At 59.2% G+C, this 14,872-nt stretch carries 13 protein-coding genes and 1 tRNA gene; 11 read left to right on the top strand and 3 right to left on the bottom strand.

The genetic code is table 11. From position 1 onward, the window contains the following. Window positions 1–119: 119 nt before the first annotated feature. The 3 genes from ACW9UO_RS08570 to ACW9UO_RS08560 all read left to right on the top strand — a co-directional run bounded on the left by ACW9UO_RS08570 (window position 120) and on the right by ACW9UO_RS08560 (window position 2,258). Window positions 120–205, top strand: a tRNA-Leu gene (locus ACW9UO_RS08570). A gap of 60 nt (window positions 206–265) precedes the next feature. Beyond that, a complete protein-coding gene (locus ACW9UO_RS08565) occupies window positions 266–451 on the top strand; it encodes a hypothetical protein (protein ID WP_457088544.1) in 186 nt (61 codons plus the stop codon). Between the two features lie 55 nt (window positions 452–506). After that, window positions 507–2,258 carry a sugar phosphorylase gene (locus ACW9UO_RS08560; protein ID WP_457088543.1) on the top strand — a complete coding sequence of 584 codons (1,752 nt, stop codon included), beginning with the start codon at window positions 507–509 and terminating at the stop codon, window positions 2,256–2,258. Window positions 2,259–2,449: 191 nt separating this feature from the next. Here the strand turns inward: ACW9UO_RS08560 and ACW9UO_RS08555 are convergent, their stop codons facing one another. Beyond that, window positions 2,450–3,676: a glycosyltransferase family protein gene (locus ACW9UO_RS08555; protein ID WP_457088542.1), complete on the bottom strand. Its 1,227-nt coding sequence runs from the start codon at window positions 3,674–3,676 to the stop codon at window positions 2,450–2,452. 45 nt (window positions 3,677–3,721) lie between these two features. Next, on the bottom strand, window positions 3,722–4,510 hold the full coding sequence (locus ACW9UO_RS08550) for an HAD-IIB family hydrolase (protein ID WP_457088541.1): 789 nt from the start codon (window positions 4,508–4,510) through the stop codon (window positions 3,722–3,724). 179 nt (window positions 4,511–4,689) lie between these two features. Between ACW9UO_RS08550 and secE the strand changes: the two genes are divergently transcribed. From secE to rplA, 5 genes are all read left to right on the top strand, one after another. Further along, a complete protein-coding gene (gene secE / locus ACW9UO_RS08545) occupies window positions 4,690–4,884 on the top strand; it encodes a preprotein translocase subunit SecE (RefSeq protein ID WP_457088540.1) in 195 nt (64 codons plus the stop codon). A 129-nt stretch (window positions 4,885–5,013) separates the two neighbouring features. After that, window positions 5,014–5,655 (top strand): class I SAM-dependent methyltransferase, encoded by a 642-nt coding sequence (locus ACW9UO_RS08540; protein WP_457088539.1) that lies wholly within the window; start codon window positions 5,014–5,016, stop codon window positions 5,653–5,655. 227 nt (window positions 5,656–5,882) lie between these two features. Beyond that, complete coding sequence (gene nusG / locus ACW9UO_RS08535; RefSeq protein ID WP_457088538.1) at window positions 5,883–6,416, top strand: transcription termination/antitermination protein NusG; 534 nt, start codon at window positions 5,883–5,885, stop codon at window positions 6,414–6,416. A gap of 167 nt (window positions 6,417–6,583) precedes the next feature. Beyond that, window positions 6,584–7,009: a 50S ribosomal protein L11 gene (gene rplK, locus ACW9UO_RS08530; RefSeq protein ID WP_457088537.1), complete on the top strand. Its 426-nt coding sequence runs from the start codon at window positions 6,584–6,586 to the stop codon at window positions 7,007–7,009. Between the two features lies 1 nt (window position 7,010). After that, window positions 7,011–7,709 carry a 50S ribosomal protein L1 gene (gene rplA / locus ACW9UO_RS08525; RefSeq protein WP_457088536.1) on the top strand — a complete coding sequence of 233 codons (699 nt, stop codon included), beginning with the start codon at window positions 7,011–7,013 and terminating at the stop codon, window positions 7,707–7,709. 101 nt (window positions 7,710–7,810) lie between these two features. Here the strand turns inward: rplA and ACW9UO_RS08520 are convergent, their stop codons facing one another. Then, the gene (locus tag ACW9UO_RS08520; RefSeq protein WP_457088535.1) at window positions 7,811–8,692 is read right to left on the bottom strand and encodes a mechanosensitive ion channel family protein; all 882 of its coding nucleotides are present in this window, start codon (window positions 8,690–8,692) and stop codon (window positions 7,811–7,813) included. 389 nt (window positions 8,693–9,081) lie between these two features. Between ACW9UO_RS08520 and rplJ the strand changes: the two genes are divergently transcribed. From rplJ to rpoB, 3 genes are all read left to right on the top strand, one after another. Further along, window positions 9,082–9,600 (top strand): 50S ribosomal protein L10, encoded by a 519-nt coding sequence (rplJ, locus tag ACW9UO_RS08515; protein WP_457088534.1) that lies wholly within the window; start codon window positions 9,082–9,084, stop codon window positions 9,598–9,600. A 72-nt stretch (window positions 9,601–9,672) separates the two neighbouring features. Then, window positions 9,673–10,053 (top strand): 50S ribosomal protein L7/L12, encoded by a 381-nt coding sequence (gene rplL / locus ACW9UO_RS08510; protein ID WP_303472598.1) that lies wholly within the window; start codon window positions 9,673–9,675, stop codon window positions 10,051–10,053. Window positions 10,054–10,663: 610 nt separating this feature from the next. Further along, complete coding sequence (gene rpoB, locus ACW9UO_RS08505; protein ID WP_457088533.1) at window positions 10,664–14,800, top strand: DNA-directed RNA polymerase subunit beta; 4,137 nt, start codon at window positions 10,664–10,666, stop codon at window positions 14,798–14,800. Window positions 14,801–14,872 lie beyond the last annotated feature (72 nt).

The raw sequence follows: 14,872 nt of genomic DNA, 5'->3' as shown, positions 1-14,872 counted from the left end.
ACCGGGATTGAGCTTAAAAGTGCGGACATTGCCGCCTGCGGATCATTTTGCGGTTTTCTCGCCTGCCGCCTCGGCATATGGTCGCGGCGCGGAGTGCTTTGGCACCCCGACGCGCCAGTGCGGGCGTGATGGAATGGTAGACATACCAGACTTAAAATCTGAGGGGCGTATGCCCGTGGGGGTTCGAGTCCCCCCGCCCGCACCACTTTCAAATCGATACTTTTTTGAACGTCGGACGTTCTGGCCACTGTGAACTCTTGGCACAGTGCTCGGGCGCTTTTATGCGCCCAGTGGCTTGGCCTCGGGCCCTGATGTGACCCTGCTGAATGCGCGGGGTTTGGCGCGGCCAGCGCCGGTTTTTCGGGCAGCGACCGGGTTTTGTGCAACGATTTCCCGGATCTCGGACGATGGCATCGGTCTTGGGTTTGACAGCACGCCGGGGCTGACGTGAACTGATCCTGAACTGGCAGGGGCGACCGCTGTCGACAGGAATAAGGACGCAGCACATGGCCCATTTGTCCGCGGCATTTAGCACCCGGCTGACCAATCTGGTGCGCACCATTTATCCCGATCTCGACGCAGATATCCTGTCGAGCCAGATCATCGAGGCGTTTTGGCCCGACGAAGGCGCGCGCCGAAAACGTGGGCGGCCGCCGTCGAACAATTTGTGGTCAGAGCAGGATGCGGTGCTGATCACCTATGGCAATTCGATCGTGGATGGGGCGCATAAGCCGCTGGATTTGCTGCATGATTTCCTGCTGCGGCATATGAAGGGGGTGGTGAACGGTGTGCATATCCTGCCGTTCTTTCCCTTTACGTCGGACGATGGCTTTGCCGTCACCGATTACCGCGCGGTCAATCCCGAGCTGGGCGACTGGGCCGATATCCAGCGGATCGCGGGGGAATTTCACCTGATGTCGGATCTGGTGCTGAACCATGTGTCGTCGCAGGGGCCGTGGTTTAATGCCTATCGGCAGGGGCAGGCGCCTTATGACCGGTTCTTCTTTGAGGCCTCGCCCGAGGATGACGTGGGGGAGGTTGTGCGGCCACGGACCACGCCGCTGTTGCAGGAGATCGAGACGCCCTCGGGCGCGCGCCATGTTTGGTGTACCTTTAGCCACGATCAGGTGGATCTTGATTTCCGCAATCCCGAGGTGTTGCTCGAGATGTTGCGGATCATCCGGCTGCATGTCGACAATGGTGTGCGTATTCTGCGGCTCGATGCGGTGGCGTTTTTGTGGAAAGAGTTCGGCACCTCCTGCATCCATCTGCCCGAGACCCATGCCGTGGTGCAGTTGATGCGGCTGCTGTGTGATTTTGCGACCGAGACCGTGGTGCTTTTGACCGAAACCAATGTGCCCCGGACCGAGAACCTGAGCTATTTCGGCAATCGCAACGAAGCGCATATCGTTTACAATTTTCCGCTGCCGCCGCTGATCCTGCATGCGATGCAGTCGGGGTCGGTGCGGTATCTGCACCGCTGGCAGACGGCGATGCCTCCGGCGCAGCTGGGTTGTGCCTATCTCAACTTTACCGCCTCGCATGATGGTATCGGGATGCGGCCCGCCGATGGTGTGCTGCCGCCCGAGGAAAAGGCGCGGATGATTGCCACGGTGCAAGAGGCCGGCGGATTGGTGTCGATGCGGTCTTTGCCGGGGGGCGGGGAAGAGCCGTATGAGCTGAACTGTGCGTTCTTTGAGGCGGTGCGGCATACGTTTGATGGGGCGGATGCGCATCATATCGAGCGGTTCCTGTGTTCGCAGACGATTGTGATGTCGCTTGAGGGTATTCCGGCGTTTTACATCCACTCGATGCTGGCCACGCCCAACGATCATGCCGGGGTCGAGCGGCGCGGTATGAACCGGGCGATCAATCGGCACCGTTTGGATTATCCTTCGCTGATTGCGCATCTGGCCGATCCCGAGAGCGACCAGGCGCAGGTGTTGGCGCATATGTCGGCGCGGCTGAAGCTGCGGGCGCGGCAGACGGCGTTCCACCCCAATGCGACACAGTTCACGCTGCGGCTGGATGACAGGATCTTTGGCCTTTGGCGCCAGAGCCTTGACCGGGCGCAATCGATTTTTGCGCTGCACAATGTGAGCGCGGATGAGGTGCATATTGCGCCGTCCGAGGTGAACCTGATCGAGGGGGAGGACTGGGTGGATCTGTTGTCTGGAGAGCGGATCGATGCGGCGGACGCGGACATCCGGTTCGCGCCCTACCAATGTCGGTGGATCACGAACCGGCCTGCGCTGTAGCGGAGGAAAATCCATTGATGGATTTTGCAAAAGTCATTGATGACTTTTGGTCGCTTGTGTGGGGGCGGTGTGGTTTGTTTGCGCGGTTGTGCTGGGCTTTGGGCGGGGTGGGGGAAAATCCATTGATGGATTTTTGAAAAGTCATTGATGACTTTTCCCCCGTCTCGTTGAACCCGTCTCGTTGAACCTAGTTAGTCGAACCCGAAGTCTTTTTCATCCGCCGCGACCGCTGCTTTGAGGTCGGTCAGGAACTCCGGTTCGGCCGCATGCACCCGGTTCCACGTCGGGATAAATGGCGTCTCATGTGGGTTGTCGAGAAAGACCTGCCCGGCGCGAATGATGTTTTCCGCAAACAGCTCGATGGATTTCTCCTCGCGGTGGCGGTCGAGCGCCAAGCCGTTCATCTTGGCATCGTTGTAATAGCCTTCGAGCAGGTCGAGCGCCGAGCGGTAATAGGTGGCTTTCAGCGTGCGGAACACATTCGGGGTGAACACCGTGCCATCTGCGGCCAGCTTGCGGAAGATCGCCTTGCAGATGTCCGTCGACATCCGGCTAAGCCCTTGCGAGGCGTCCTCGGGGGACAGCACCTGATGCTTGTGATCGTAGGCGTCCGAAATCTCGACCTGACAGACGGATTTCGGGGCGAGGTTGCGCCAGGCTTCGGACAGGGTGCCGATCTCCAGCCCCCAATCCGACGGGATTCGCAGGTCCGGCAAGACCGGCGTGCGCATGGCAAATTCGCCCGACAGCGGATATCGGAACGAGCGCAGATAATCGAGGTAATCGCGGTCGCCGATCACCTTTTTCAGCGCGATCAGCAGCGGCGACACCAACAGCCGCGTCACCCGGCCATTCAGTTTGCCGTCGCCGATGCGCGGATAATAGCCCTTGGACATTTGATAGGGGAAAGACGGGTTGGCCACCGGATAGACCAGCCGCGCCAGCATTTCGCGCTCATAGGTGATGATATCGCAATCGTGTAGCGCCAGCACCGCACTGTCAGCGCAGGCCAAAAGATAGCCGATCGAGGTCCAGACGTTCTTGCCCTTGCCCGGTTCCTGCGGGGCCAGCCCGCGCCGTTCCAGCCTGGCACCAAGCTCCTGCATCCGGGGGCTGTCGTTCCAGATCACAGTGTGGTTTTGCGGCAGGGCGGCAAAGAACTTGCGGGCGTGGCGATACTGCGCTTCGTCGGCCCGGTCGAGGCCAATGATGATCCGGTGCAGATAGGGCACCTTTCCCAACTCGCTCAGGATATTGGGCAGCGCCTCGCCCTCCAGTTCAGAAAACAGCGAGGGCAGGATCAGCGAGATGCGCCGGGTCTGCGCGTAAGTTGTGAGTTCGTATTCGAGATCATCAAGACCGCGGGTGCGCAGATTGTGCAGCGTGGTGATATTGCCGTTCTGGTGAAAATCAGCCATCGGGGTGCGCCTTTATCAGTCAGTGTCAGTCGTGTCAGTCAGTGTCTATTCGGGGGTCTTCAGTGAGAGGTCTTGGACCAGTGCCAGCACGGCAGCGTTCCAGCCCTCCGGTCCCGGCCTGTCTTCGCGCCGAATGCGGCCAGAGTTTTCGCCGGGGAGGCGGGGCAGGGGGCGGCTGTGCGGATTGGGAATGATAATGCCGCAATCCGCGGTTTCCAGCATTTCGGTGTCATTCGGCGCATCCCCCAAGGCCATGGTCACACCCGGGCGCAACCGGGTGATCAGAGCCGCCATCTGGTCGGCCTTGGTCTGACCGAGCGAGAAGGTCAGGAACCGCCCACCGCGCCGTGCGTGCAGCCCAGCGGCTTGGGCGGCGGCACGGAAATCCTCAAGCTGGGTCTCGCTGCCGCTCCACAACCCCGGTTCGCTAAAGGCGCGACGGCGGGCCAGCGCGGCTTGCGTGCGGTTCAGCCCGGTGATGGCGATGATGTCAGTGTCGGTCATGTCGCCAAAGCCCTGGAACGCGCCGGCCTGCGGCAAGTCCTGCAAAATTTGGCGGAGGTGGTGATATTGGCTGTCGTCGAATGCGGTGTCTTTGCCCGGCTCTAGCAGCCCGGCGCCGTTCTCGACAATCGCGGGCCATTGCGCCAGCCCCATCTTGGCCCGAAGGGGGCCAACTTCGGCGGCGGTCTTGCTGGTGGCGAGGATGACACCTGCGCCCATCGTACCCAGTGCTGCCAATGCAGGCTTGGCGGCGGCGAAAGAATAGGTCTCATGATCGAGCAATGTGCCGTCGAGATCGGAGAAGATGAGCAGGGGCAAAGGCTGTGTCATGATCCCACGATAAGTCGGGTTCCGGGCGGGTGCCACAGGTGGCATGCACAATCGTGGTGCACTTTCCGGGGTATGCCTGAATAATGAGCACTTCCCATCGCGCAGGCCAGAGCGCCGGGTCTTGATTTCTGTGCCCGCGGCGCGTATTTGCCCCTCTGACCCTTTCAAGGACTACCGACATGGCAACGACCAACCCCATTCAGTTCATCCAGCAGGTGCGCGCCGAGATCTCTAAGGTCGTTTGGCCGACCCGTCGCGAGGTGTTGTTGACCACGGTGATGGTGTTCATCATGGCGACGCTGACCGCGATCTTTTTCGCGATTGTCGATCTGCTGATCCGGGGCGGGCTTCAGGCCGTTCTGGGCATGTTCTGATTACAGACCTGCCCTTGCGGACAGTGTCTTGGGCGCGGTGCGGCGGGTTGCTCTGACCGCACGCGAAATCTGCCGATGACTTTGCAAAATGCAATAATATTATCCAGAAAGAAATTTACCGGGGGAATCATGGCTGAATTAAAGAGTTCGGGCACACGCAATCTCGATGAATATCGCGAGATCCACCGCTCTGACGCGCGCTATGGCCGGTCGTCGCAAAAGCTTGTTGGGCTGATTGCGGATGCGGTGCGGGCCGGGCAGGCCACGGATTCCAACTGGAAGCCGCAGACCTTGCTGGATTTCGGTTGCGGCAAATCGCAGGCCGCCGAGCGCGTGGCCAAGAAGCTGGGCATCACGCATTACCTGTATGACCCGGCGATTCCGGGGCGTGAAACGCTGCCGGTCGACAAGGCCGACATCGTGATGAACACCGATGTGCTTGAGCATCTTGACGAAAACGAAGTCGAATTGCTGTTGTCGGATGTGCGCGGGCTGACCGATCACGCCTATTTCAACATTGCCACGGCGCCGGCGTCGAAAGTTCTGGCCAGCGGCGAGAATGCCCATGCCACGGTGCAGCCGCCGGAATGGTGGATGGCCCGCATCAACGCGCATTTTTCGCATGTTGTGCAGCTGCCAGCGGCCAAGAACCGGGCGAGCTTTGCGACGTGGAAGATTTCGGACGCAGGCATGCGCCGGATTGAGGCGGGTGAGATGTGGCGGCGCAAAGAGCGTGTCGCGGCCATCCTGCATCGGTTCGGCCTGAAGTAGGCCCGAAGGGTCAGAGGAAGCCCAGCGCCAGAAGCCCCTTGAACTTGGGCAGGTCGGGCGGTAAAGACGCGCCTAATCCCAAGATATAAGGCGTGTGGCGAATCGGTTGCGCGCCGCTTTTGTATTTTGGAGCGACTGGGTAGGAGTGACTGACAGAGCGTCAGTCGAGAAGCGTAAATTCGCGGTTTTCGTTCAGCGAAGCCGGGCAGAACGAAGGTAAGCGCCAGATGGCAAAGCGGTGGTATTCGGTCAGTGTTCTCTCGAACTTCGAGAAGAAAATTGCCGAACAGATCAAGCAATCGGTGGAAGAACAGGGCCTCGAGGATCAGATCGAAGAGGTCATGGTGCCGACCGAGGAAGTGATCGAGGTCCGTCGCGGCAAGAAGGTCTCGACCGAGCGGCGCTTTATGCCCGGTTACGTTCTGGTGCGGATGGAAATGTCGGATCAGGGCTATCACCTGATCAACTCGATCAACCGCGTCACCGGCTTTTTGGGTCCACAGGGGCGCCCGATGCCGATGCGTGATGCCGAAGTCGAGGCGATCCTGGGCCGTGTGGCCGAGGGCGAAGAAACACCGCGCACGCTGATCCATTTCGAGGTCGGCGAACGGGTGAAGGTCTCGGATGGTCCGTTCGAGGATTTCGACGGGTTGATTGAAGAGGTCGACGAAGACAACCAACGGCTCAAGGTTTCGGTGTCCATCTTTGGGCGCGAAACTCCGGTCGAACTGGAATTCACTCAGGTCGCCAAGCAGATGTGAGAGAACGGTGCGCTGTAAATGCGCACCCCGCGGGCCGAGAGGTCCGTTCGTTTGTGGGAGGCAGAGGCACGCGCGCCAAAGCCACACCACGCTAGGAAAGAGGCCGGAACGCGTTTCGGTCTCATAGGGTGCGCCGCAGGGCACACCGATGACAAAGGAGAAGGCCAATGGCCAAGAAGCTCGTAGGCAGCATGAAGCTGCAAGTTCCCGCCGGGAAGGCAAACCCGTCCCCCCCCGTCGGCCCCGCACTGGGCCAGCGCGGCATCAACATCATGGAATTCTGCAAGGCGTTCAACGCCAAGACGCAGGAATTGGAGCCCGGCGCGCCGTGCCCGACCGTGATTACCTATTATCAGGACAAGTCGTTCACGATGGAAATCAAGACGCCCCCCGCGTCTTATTACCTGAAAAAAGCGGCTAAGCTGACATCCGGCGCCAAGACCCCTTCGCGTGAAGTTGTGGGTTCGGTGACCGTCAAGCAGGTGCGTGAAATCGCCGAAGCGAAGATGAAAGACCTGAACGCCAACGATATCGAAGCGGCGATGAAAATCATTGTTGGCTCCGCCAACTCTATGGGCATCGAGGTGAAGTAAGATGGCAAATCTTGGAAAACGCACCCGCTCCGCCCGTGAAGCCTTTGCTGGCAAAACCAACCTCACCGTTGAGGACGCTGTTGCACTGATCAAGTCCAACGCCAATGCGAAATTCGACGAAACCGTTGAAATCGCGCTGAACCTTGGTGTTGATCCCCGTCACGCAGACCAAATGGTTCGCGGCGTTGTCGGCCTGCCCAACGGCACCGGCAAAAACGTGCGCGTTGCTGTGTTTGCGCGTGGCGCCAAAGCCGAAGAAGCCCAGGCCGCTGGTGCGGACATCGTTGGCGCAGAGGACCTGATGGAAATCGTGCAAGGCGGCAAGATCGAATTCGATCGCTGCATTGCGACCCCGGACATGATGCCGATCGTTGGCCGTCTGGGTAAAGTTCTCGGCCCGCGTAACCTGATGCCGAACCCCAAAGTCGGTACAGTGACAATGGACGTGGCCGAGGCCGTGAAAGCGGCCAAAGGCGGCGAAGTTCAGTTCAAGGTCGAAAAAGCTGGTGTGGTTCACGCCGGTGTGGGCAAAGCCTCGTTCGACGCCGACAAGCTGGTTGAAAACATCCGTGCCTTTGTTGGTGCCGTGTCGAAAGCCAAGCCTGCGGGCGCCAAAGGCTCCTACATGAAAAAGATCTCGCTCAGCTCCACAATGGGCCCGGGCGTGTCGGTTGCAGTGGATTCGGCCAACGCCGAGTGATCTGCTGACATCGTTGGATGTGGGAAAGGCGGGCCTTGCGGTCCGCCTTTTTCGTTTGGGGCAGGTTCGATTGGGGCAGGGGGCCTTGCCGTCTCGCCCGGTTATGCGTCGTCCGTCGCCGGGCTGGTCCGTCCGGCAATCGGCAGCGGCTCCTTGAAGGTCAGCGTGCGATAGGGGAACGGGATTTCGATGCCCGCATCGTCAAGCGCCCGCTTCACCGCCGAGACGACTTGATCCTTGGATTGGCGCACATCGACTGGCTTGGATGTGGTCCACCATGTCACCTCGAAATTGATCGAGGACGAGGCGAATTCCTGAGCAAAGACCTGAATCGGTTTGTTGTCTTGCGCCACTGTCGAGCAGCCCGCCACCGCATCGGTGATCACCGTGCGCGCGGCATCAACATCCACGTCATAAGCGACGCCACAGATCACCGTCACCCGGCGCAGATCAAGATCGGTGCGGATGATCACCGGGTTCTTGAACAGGATCGAGTTCGGCACAATCACCAGCTGGCCATCCGTCTGGCGGATGTGGCTTTCCCGAATGGCAATGCGCGAGACTTTGCCCTCGATCCCTTCGCATTCGATGTAATCGCCAATCCGCATTTCGCGGCGAAACAGGATGATGATCCCGGCGAGGAAATTCTCGAACACGTCTTTGAACGCAAAACCGATTGCGACTGAGCCGATGCCAAGCCCCGCCAGAATGCTCGCCGGTGTGAGGCCGGGAAAGACGATGACGGCCGCCACCATGATGCCCAGCGTCCAGACAAAGATCGACATCAGCAGGGTGAACAGCTCTTTCAGGCTCGGCCGCAGCTTTGTGCGCCGCAGGGTCCGCGACAGCAGCGCATTGGCGGCCATCGCCAGCAACCACGTCAGGACAAGCACCAGCACAGCGACCGCAATCTGCGGCAGCAGGGCAATCGAAGACCGCGCGATGGCGTTAAGCTGGCCCATGAGAATTTTAACAGGTTCCAAAATCGATCCTCACGGCAATGAATGGGGCGGACAGCGCAGCGTAGACTGGCAAATAGGCGGAGCCCGGTCGGAGTAAAGAGCGTCCGCAACAAGGCACACGGCAAACGCCGCCGTATCGCAGCAACACTGCCCTTGATCCTGACCCCGATCCGGCATAGTGACCCTACCTGTATCACATCCTCGATTCGCGGCTGTGGTGCATTTCGTCCAAGACGGTGGGTGGAGCCTTGCTCCTTAATTCCCTGCCTGAGACGGGAGAAGACCAGATTGACCGGGGGCTTTTGCACCTCGGGCGCTCTTGGCGGACCCCCGTAAAAAAGGACCTGAGTGTCGGGCACCAGCCCGGCAAAAACGAGCCGGGGGGCAACCCCCAAATTTGGAGTGAAACTGTGGATAGAGCCCAGAAAGAGAAATTGGTCGAAGAGCTCGGCCAGATCTTCGAAAGCTCTGGCGTCGTGGTGGTATCCCACTACGAAGGTCTCACGGTTGCCGAGATGCAAGACCTCCGTTCGCGTGCGCGCGAAGCGGGTGGCTCTGTACGTGTCGCCAAGAACAGGCTCGCCAAGATCGCCCTTGAGGGAAAGCCCTGCGCAAGCATTGCTGACTTCCTTTCGGGTATGACCGTGCTCACCTATTCCGAGGACCCCGTGGCAGCAGCCAAGGTGGCCGAAGACTTCGCCAAGGAGAACAAAAAGTTCGAAATCCTTGGCGGTGCAATGGGTGAAACCGCACTGGACCGGGCCGGAGTTGAGGCCGTGTCGAAAATGCCGTCGCGTGATGAGCTTATTGCTTCGATCGTTGGCTGTCTCGGCGCACCTGCTTCGAACATTGCCGGGGCCATTGGCGCACCTGCTTCGAACATCGCTTCCATCCTCTCGACTATCGAGGAAAAGGCCGAAGCGGCGTAAGGCAAACCGAGAAACTTTCGTGGGGCATTCGCTTACACGTTGGAACACATCTAATTACGGAAAGAGTCAAAAATGGCTGATCTGAAAAAACTGGCAGAAGACATCGTTGGTCTGACCCTGCTCGAAGCACAAGAACTGAAAACCATCCTCAAAGACGAGTATGGCATCGAGCCCGCAGCTGGCGGCGCAGTGATGATGGCTGGCCCCGCAGACGGTGCTGGCGCAGCAGCTGCTGAAGAGCAGACTGAATTTGACGTGATCCTGAAAGCCGCTGGCGACAAAAAGATCAACGTCATCAAAGAAGTCCGTGGCATCACCGGCCTGGGCCTCAAAGAAGCCAAAGAGCTTGTTGAAGCTGGTGGCAAAGCGGTCAAAGAGCAAGTCTCCAAAGACGAAGCTGAAGAGATCAAGAAAAAGCTCGAAGCGGCTGGCGCCGAAGTCGAACTCAAGTAATTCCCGCATCGGGGCGGGTGTTTCGGGCTTGCGCTCGGCTCTCTCGCTGCGATGGCTGGATTACGGCAAGCGCTCCCAATCGGGGGCGCTTGTTGCGTTTTTAAGCTGCGCCATGGCCGCCTAGGCCCTTATGCGTGCACGTTTTTTGGCAACATCGGTCGGGTTGGAAATCTCATATCTCCCTCGCGGCTTGACCAACGCCGCAGATTTTGTCAAAGTCGTCTGAGATCACGAAAGCGCAATACCCTCCTAAAGGGGTCTTGCCTTCGCGCCTGTCACCGAATATTCGGAAGTCTCCCGCGGGTTCGACCGATTCGAACCCGTGCTTTTTCGTTCCGAATATGAGGTGGTTTCCGCGCAGTGAAGTAATCGTATCAAACCCCCATATCCGGACCTCATCAGACAAAAGATTAGGTCCAGTCGCGTTGCCCATCTTGGCAAGCCCCACATCGCGGGGGTTTTCCAAGGCAGGGAAACAGGGATCGAGTGGCACGCGGTGGGACGCGCGCCGAGAATGGATCCGTTTCACGCCGTCACTGACGAGAATGCGCCGTTGCAGCCCCGGCACTGCGCGCGTTCAGGCAGAGAAAATCGAAAGGGCACTCCCCTCATGGCGCAAAGCTTCCTTGGCCAGAAACGTCTTCGCCGGTACTACGGCAAAATCCGTGAAGTTCTGGCAATGCCGAACCTCATCGAAGTTCAGAAATCGTCGTATGACCTGTTCCTGAAGTCCGGCGATCAGCTGGAACCGATGGACGGCGAAGGCATCAAAGGTGTCTTCCAGTCGGTTTTTCCGATCAAAGACTTCAACGAGACTGCGGTTCTCGAATTCGTTGACTACGCGCTGGAAAAGCCGAAGTTCGACGTTGAAGAATGTCAGCAACGTGATCTGACCTACGCTGCGCCGCTCAAGGTGACGCTGCGTTTGATCGTGTTTGATATCGACGAAGATACTGGCGCGAAATCCGTTAAGGATATCAAGGAACAAGACGTGTTCATGGGCGACATGCCCCTGATGACGCCGAACGGCACCTTTGTCGTGAACGGCACCGAGCGGGTCATCGTTTCCCAGATGCACCGGTCGCCCGGCGTGTTCTTTGACCACGACAAAGGCAAAACCCACTCTTCGGGCAAATTGCTGTTCGCTTGCCGCATCATTCCCTATCGCGGCTCCTGGCTCGATTTTGAATTTGACGCCAAAGACATCGTGTTCTCGCGGATTGACCGTCGCCGTAAGCTGCCTGTGACAACCCTGCTGTATGCGCTGGGTCTCGATCAGGAAGCGATCATGGACGCGTACTATGATACCGTGACCTACACCCTGCGCAAAGGCGAAGGCTGGGTCACCAAATTCTTCCCCGAGCGTTCGCGCGGCACCCGTCCGACCTATGATCTGGTTGATGCGGACAGCGGCGAAATCATCGGTGAAGCTGGCAAGAAAGTCACGCCTCGCGCGGTCAAGAAGCTGATCGACGAAGACAAGGTCAAGGAACTGCTGCTGCCGTTCGACCAGATCGTTGGCAAGTTTGCGGCCAAGGACATCATCAACGAAGAAACCGGCGCGATCTATGCCGAAGCCGGTGATGAGCTGACCTGGGAAGTTGACAAAGACGGCGACGTCACCGGCGGCACGCTCAAAGAGCTGGTCGACGCAGGCGTCAACGAGATCCCGGTTCTGGACATCGACAACATCAACGTCGGTGCCTACATGCGCAACACCATGGCGATGGACAAGAACATGGGCCGCGACACCGCGCTCATGGACATCTATCGCGTGATGCGTCCGGGCGAGCCGCCCACCGTTGAAGCCGCTTCGGCGCTGTTCCAAACGCTGTTCTTTGATGGCGAACGTTATGACCTTTCGGCGGTTGGCCGGGTCAAGATGAACATGCGTCTCGCGCTTGATAAGCCTGACACCCAGCGCACGCTGGACCGCGAAGACATCGTTGCCTGCATCAAGGCGCTGGTGGATCTGCGTGACGGGCGTGGCGACATCGACGACATTGACCACCTCGGCAACCGTCGTGTGCGTTCGGTCGGCGAATTGATGGAAAACCAGTACCGTGTTGGCCTGCTTCGTATGGAGCGCGCGATCAAGGAACGCATGTCGTCGGTCGAAATCGACACCGTCATGCCGCAAGACCTGATCAACGCCAAACCGGCGGCTGCTGCTGTGCGCGAATTCTTTGGCTCGTCGCAGCTGTCGCAGTTCATGGACCAAACCAACCCGCTGTCGGAAGTCACCCACAAACGCCGTCTTTCGGCGCTTGGGCCGGGTGGTCTTACGCGGGAACGTGCGGGCTTTGAGGTGCGCGACGTTCACCCGACGCACTATGGTCGGATGTGCCCGATTGAAACGCCGGAAGGCCCGAACATTGGTCTGATCAACTCGCTGGCCACCTTTGCCCGCGTGAACAAATATGGCTTCATCGAAACGCCTTATCGCGTCGTCAAGGACGGTACGGTGACGGATGAAGTGCACTACATGTCCGCGACCGAGGAAATGCGCCACACTGTTGCGCAGGCCAACGCCAACCTCGACGAGAACATGAAGTTCGTTAACGATCTGGTGTCGACCCGGAAATCCGGCGATTACACCCTGTCGCCCAACGAAAACGTGGACCTGATCGACGTGTCGCCGAAACAGCTGGTTTCGGTCGCCGCCTCGCTGATCCCGTTCCTTGAAAACGACGATGCGAACAGGGCTCTGATGGGCTCGAACATGCAACGTCAGGCCGTGCCGACCCTGCGCTCAGAAGCGCCGCTGGTGGGGACGGGTATCGAGGAAATCGTGGCACGCGACTCTGGTGCGGCTGTCATGGCGCGCCGCGCGGGCATCATCGACCAGGTCGATGCCCAGCGGATCGTGATCCGGGCCACCGCAGATCTTGAAGTCGGTGACCCCGGCGTTGACATCTATCGCATGCGCAAGTTCCAGCGGTCGAACCAGAACACCTGTATCAACCAGCGTCCGCTGGTGAAGGTGGGTGACACGGTTCAGAAGGCCGAAGTGATTGCCGATGGTCCGTCCACCGATATGGGCGAACTGGCCCTGGGCAAGAACGTGATCGTCGCCTTCATGCCGTGGAACGGCTACAACTACGAAGACTCGATCCTGATTTCCGAGCGCATTGCGCGTGATGACGTCTTTACCTCGGTGCATATCGAGGAATTCGAAGTCGCGGCACGTGACACAAAGCTTGGGCCGGAAGAGATCACCCGCGACATTCCCAACGTCGGCGAGGAAGCCCTGCGCAACCTCGACGAAGCGGGCATCGTTTACATCGGTGCCGATGTGGAGCCGGGCGATATCCTCGTGGGTAAGATCACGCCGAAAGGTGAATCGCCGATGACGCCGGAGGAGAAACTCCTGCGCGCCATCTTTGGTGAGAAAGCTTCGGACGTGCGCGACACCTCGCTGCGGGTGAAACCGGGTGACTTCGGCACAGTTGTCGAAGTGCGCGTGTTCAACCGCCATGGCGTTGAAAAAGACGAACGTGCGCTGCAGATCGAGCGGGAAGAGATCGAACGTCTGGCGCGGGACCGCGACGACGAACTCGGCATTCTTGACCGGAACATCTATGCGCGTCTGAGCACTCTGATCCTTGGTCAGAAAGCTGTCAAAGGCCCGCGTGGCGTGCAGCCGAACTCCGAGATTACGCAGGATCTTCTGGACACGCTGAGCCGTGGCCAGTGGTGGCAGCTTGCGATCGAAGACGAAGAGAACGCCAAGATCCTCGAAGCGCTGAACGAGCAGTACGAGGCGCAGAAGCGTCAGCTTGATGCGCGGTTTGAAGACAAGGTCGAAAAAGTCCGCCGTGGGGATGATCTTCCGCCGGGCGTGATGAAGATGGTCAAAGTGTTTATCGCGGTGAAGCGCAAGCTGCAGCCCGGTGACAAAATGGCCGGTCGTCACGGCAACAAAGGTGTGATTTCGCGCGTTGTGCCGATGGAGGACATGCCGTTCCTCGCGGATGGTACGCCGGTCGATTTCTGTCTGAACCCGCTGGGCGTTCCGTCGCGTATGAACGTCGGTCAGATCCTCGAAACCCACATGGGCTGGGCCGCACGCGGTCTGGGCATCAAAATCGACGATGCGCTTGGGGAATACCGTCGCTCGGGTGACATGACGCCGGTGCGTGATGCGCTGCGTGTGGCTTATGGCGATGAGGTCTATCAAGAGGGCCTTGCCGACATGGACGAAGGCGACCTGCTGGAAGCCGCTGGCAATGTGACCCGCGGTGTGCCGATTGCAACGCCGGTGTTTGACGGCGCGAAAGAAGGCGACGTGAACGACGCACTTGTTCGCGCGGGCTTCTCGCAGTCGGGTCAGTCGGTGCTGTTTGACGGTCGGACAGGCGAGCAATTTGCGCGTCCTGTGACCGTGGGTGTGAAGTACCTGCTCAAGCTGCACCACCTTGTGGATGACAAAATCCACGCACGTTCGACCGGTCCGTACTCGCTTGTCACGCAGCAGCCGCTGGGTGGTAAGGCACAGTTCGGTGGCCAGCGTTTCGGGGAGATGGAGGTCTGGGCTCTGGAAGCTTATGGCGCTGCCTATACCCTGCAGGAAATGCTGACTGTGAAGTCGGATGACGTGGCAGGCCGGACCAAGGTCTATGAAAGCATCGTCAAGGGCGAGGACAATTTCGAAGCGGGCGTTCCCGAGAGCTTTAACGTTCTCGTCAAGGAAGTTCGCGGCCTCGGCCTGAACATGGAACTCCTGGATGCGGAAGAGGACGAGTAAGCGCAACGCGCCGGAAACTTTCAAAGTTTCCGGCCCGATTTCTTTCCAAGAAATCGGTGCCCTCACACCCCC

This window comes from Marinovum sedimenti (genome assembly GCF_054052205.1).
The sequence above is the reverse complement of the archived record's forward strand: the minus strand, read 5'-3'. Positions and strand labels throughout refer to the sequence as shown.

What these genes read in the sequence shown, in the direction of transcription:
- secE (WP_457088540.1), top strand. Translation starts at nt 4,690, where the DNA reads ATGGCAACGACCAACCCCATTCAGTTCATCCAGCAGGTGCGCGCCGAG.
- nusG (WP_457088538.1), top strand. Translation starts at nt 5,883, where the DNA reads ATGGCAAAGCGGTGGTATTCGGTCAGTGTTCTCTCGAACTTCGAGAAG.
- ACW9UO_RS08550 (WP_457088541.1), bottom strand. Translation starts at nt 4,510, where the DNA reads ATGACACAGCCTTTGCCCCTGCTCATCTTCTCCGATCTCGACGGCACA.
- rplK (WP_457088537.1), top strand. Translation starts at nt 6,584, where the DNA reads ATGGCCAAGAAGCTCGTAGGCAGCATGAAGCTGCAAGTTCCCGCCGGG.
- rpoB (WP_457088533.1), top strand. Translation starts at nt 10,664, where the DNA reads ATGGCGCAAAGCTTCCTTGGCCAGAAACGTCTTCGCCGGTACTACGGC.
- rplA (WP_457088536.1), top strand. Translation starts at nt 7,011, where the DNA reads ATGGCAAATCTTGGAAAACGCACCCGCTCCGCCCGTGAAGCCTTTGCT.
- rplL (WP_303472598.1), top strand. Translation starts at nt 9,673, where the DNA reads ATGGCTGATCTGAAAAAACTGGCAGAAGACATCGTTGGTCTGACCCTG.
- ACW9UO_RS08555 (WP_457088542.1), bottom strand. Translation starts at nt 3,676, where the DNA reads ATGGCTGATTTTCACCAGAACGGCAATATCACCACGCTGCACAATCTG.
- ACW9UO_RS08560 (WP_457088543.1), top strand. Translation starts at nt 507, where the DNA reads ATGGCCCATTTGTCCGCGGCATTTAGCACCCGGCTGACCAATCTGGTG.
- ACW9UO_RS08540 (WP_457088539.1), top strand. Translation starts at nt 5,014, where the DNA reads ATGGCTGAATTAAAGAGTTCGGGCACACGCAATCTCGATGAATATCGC.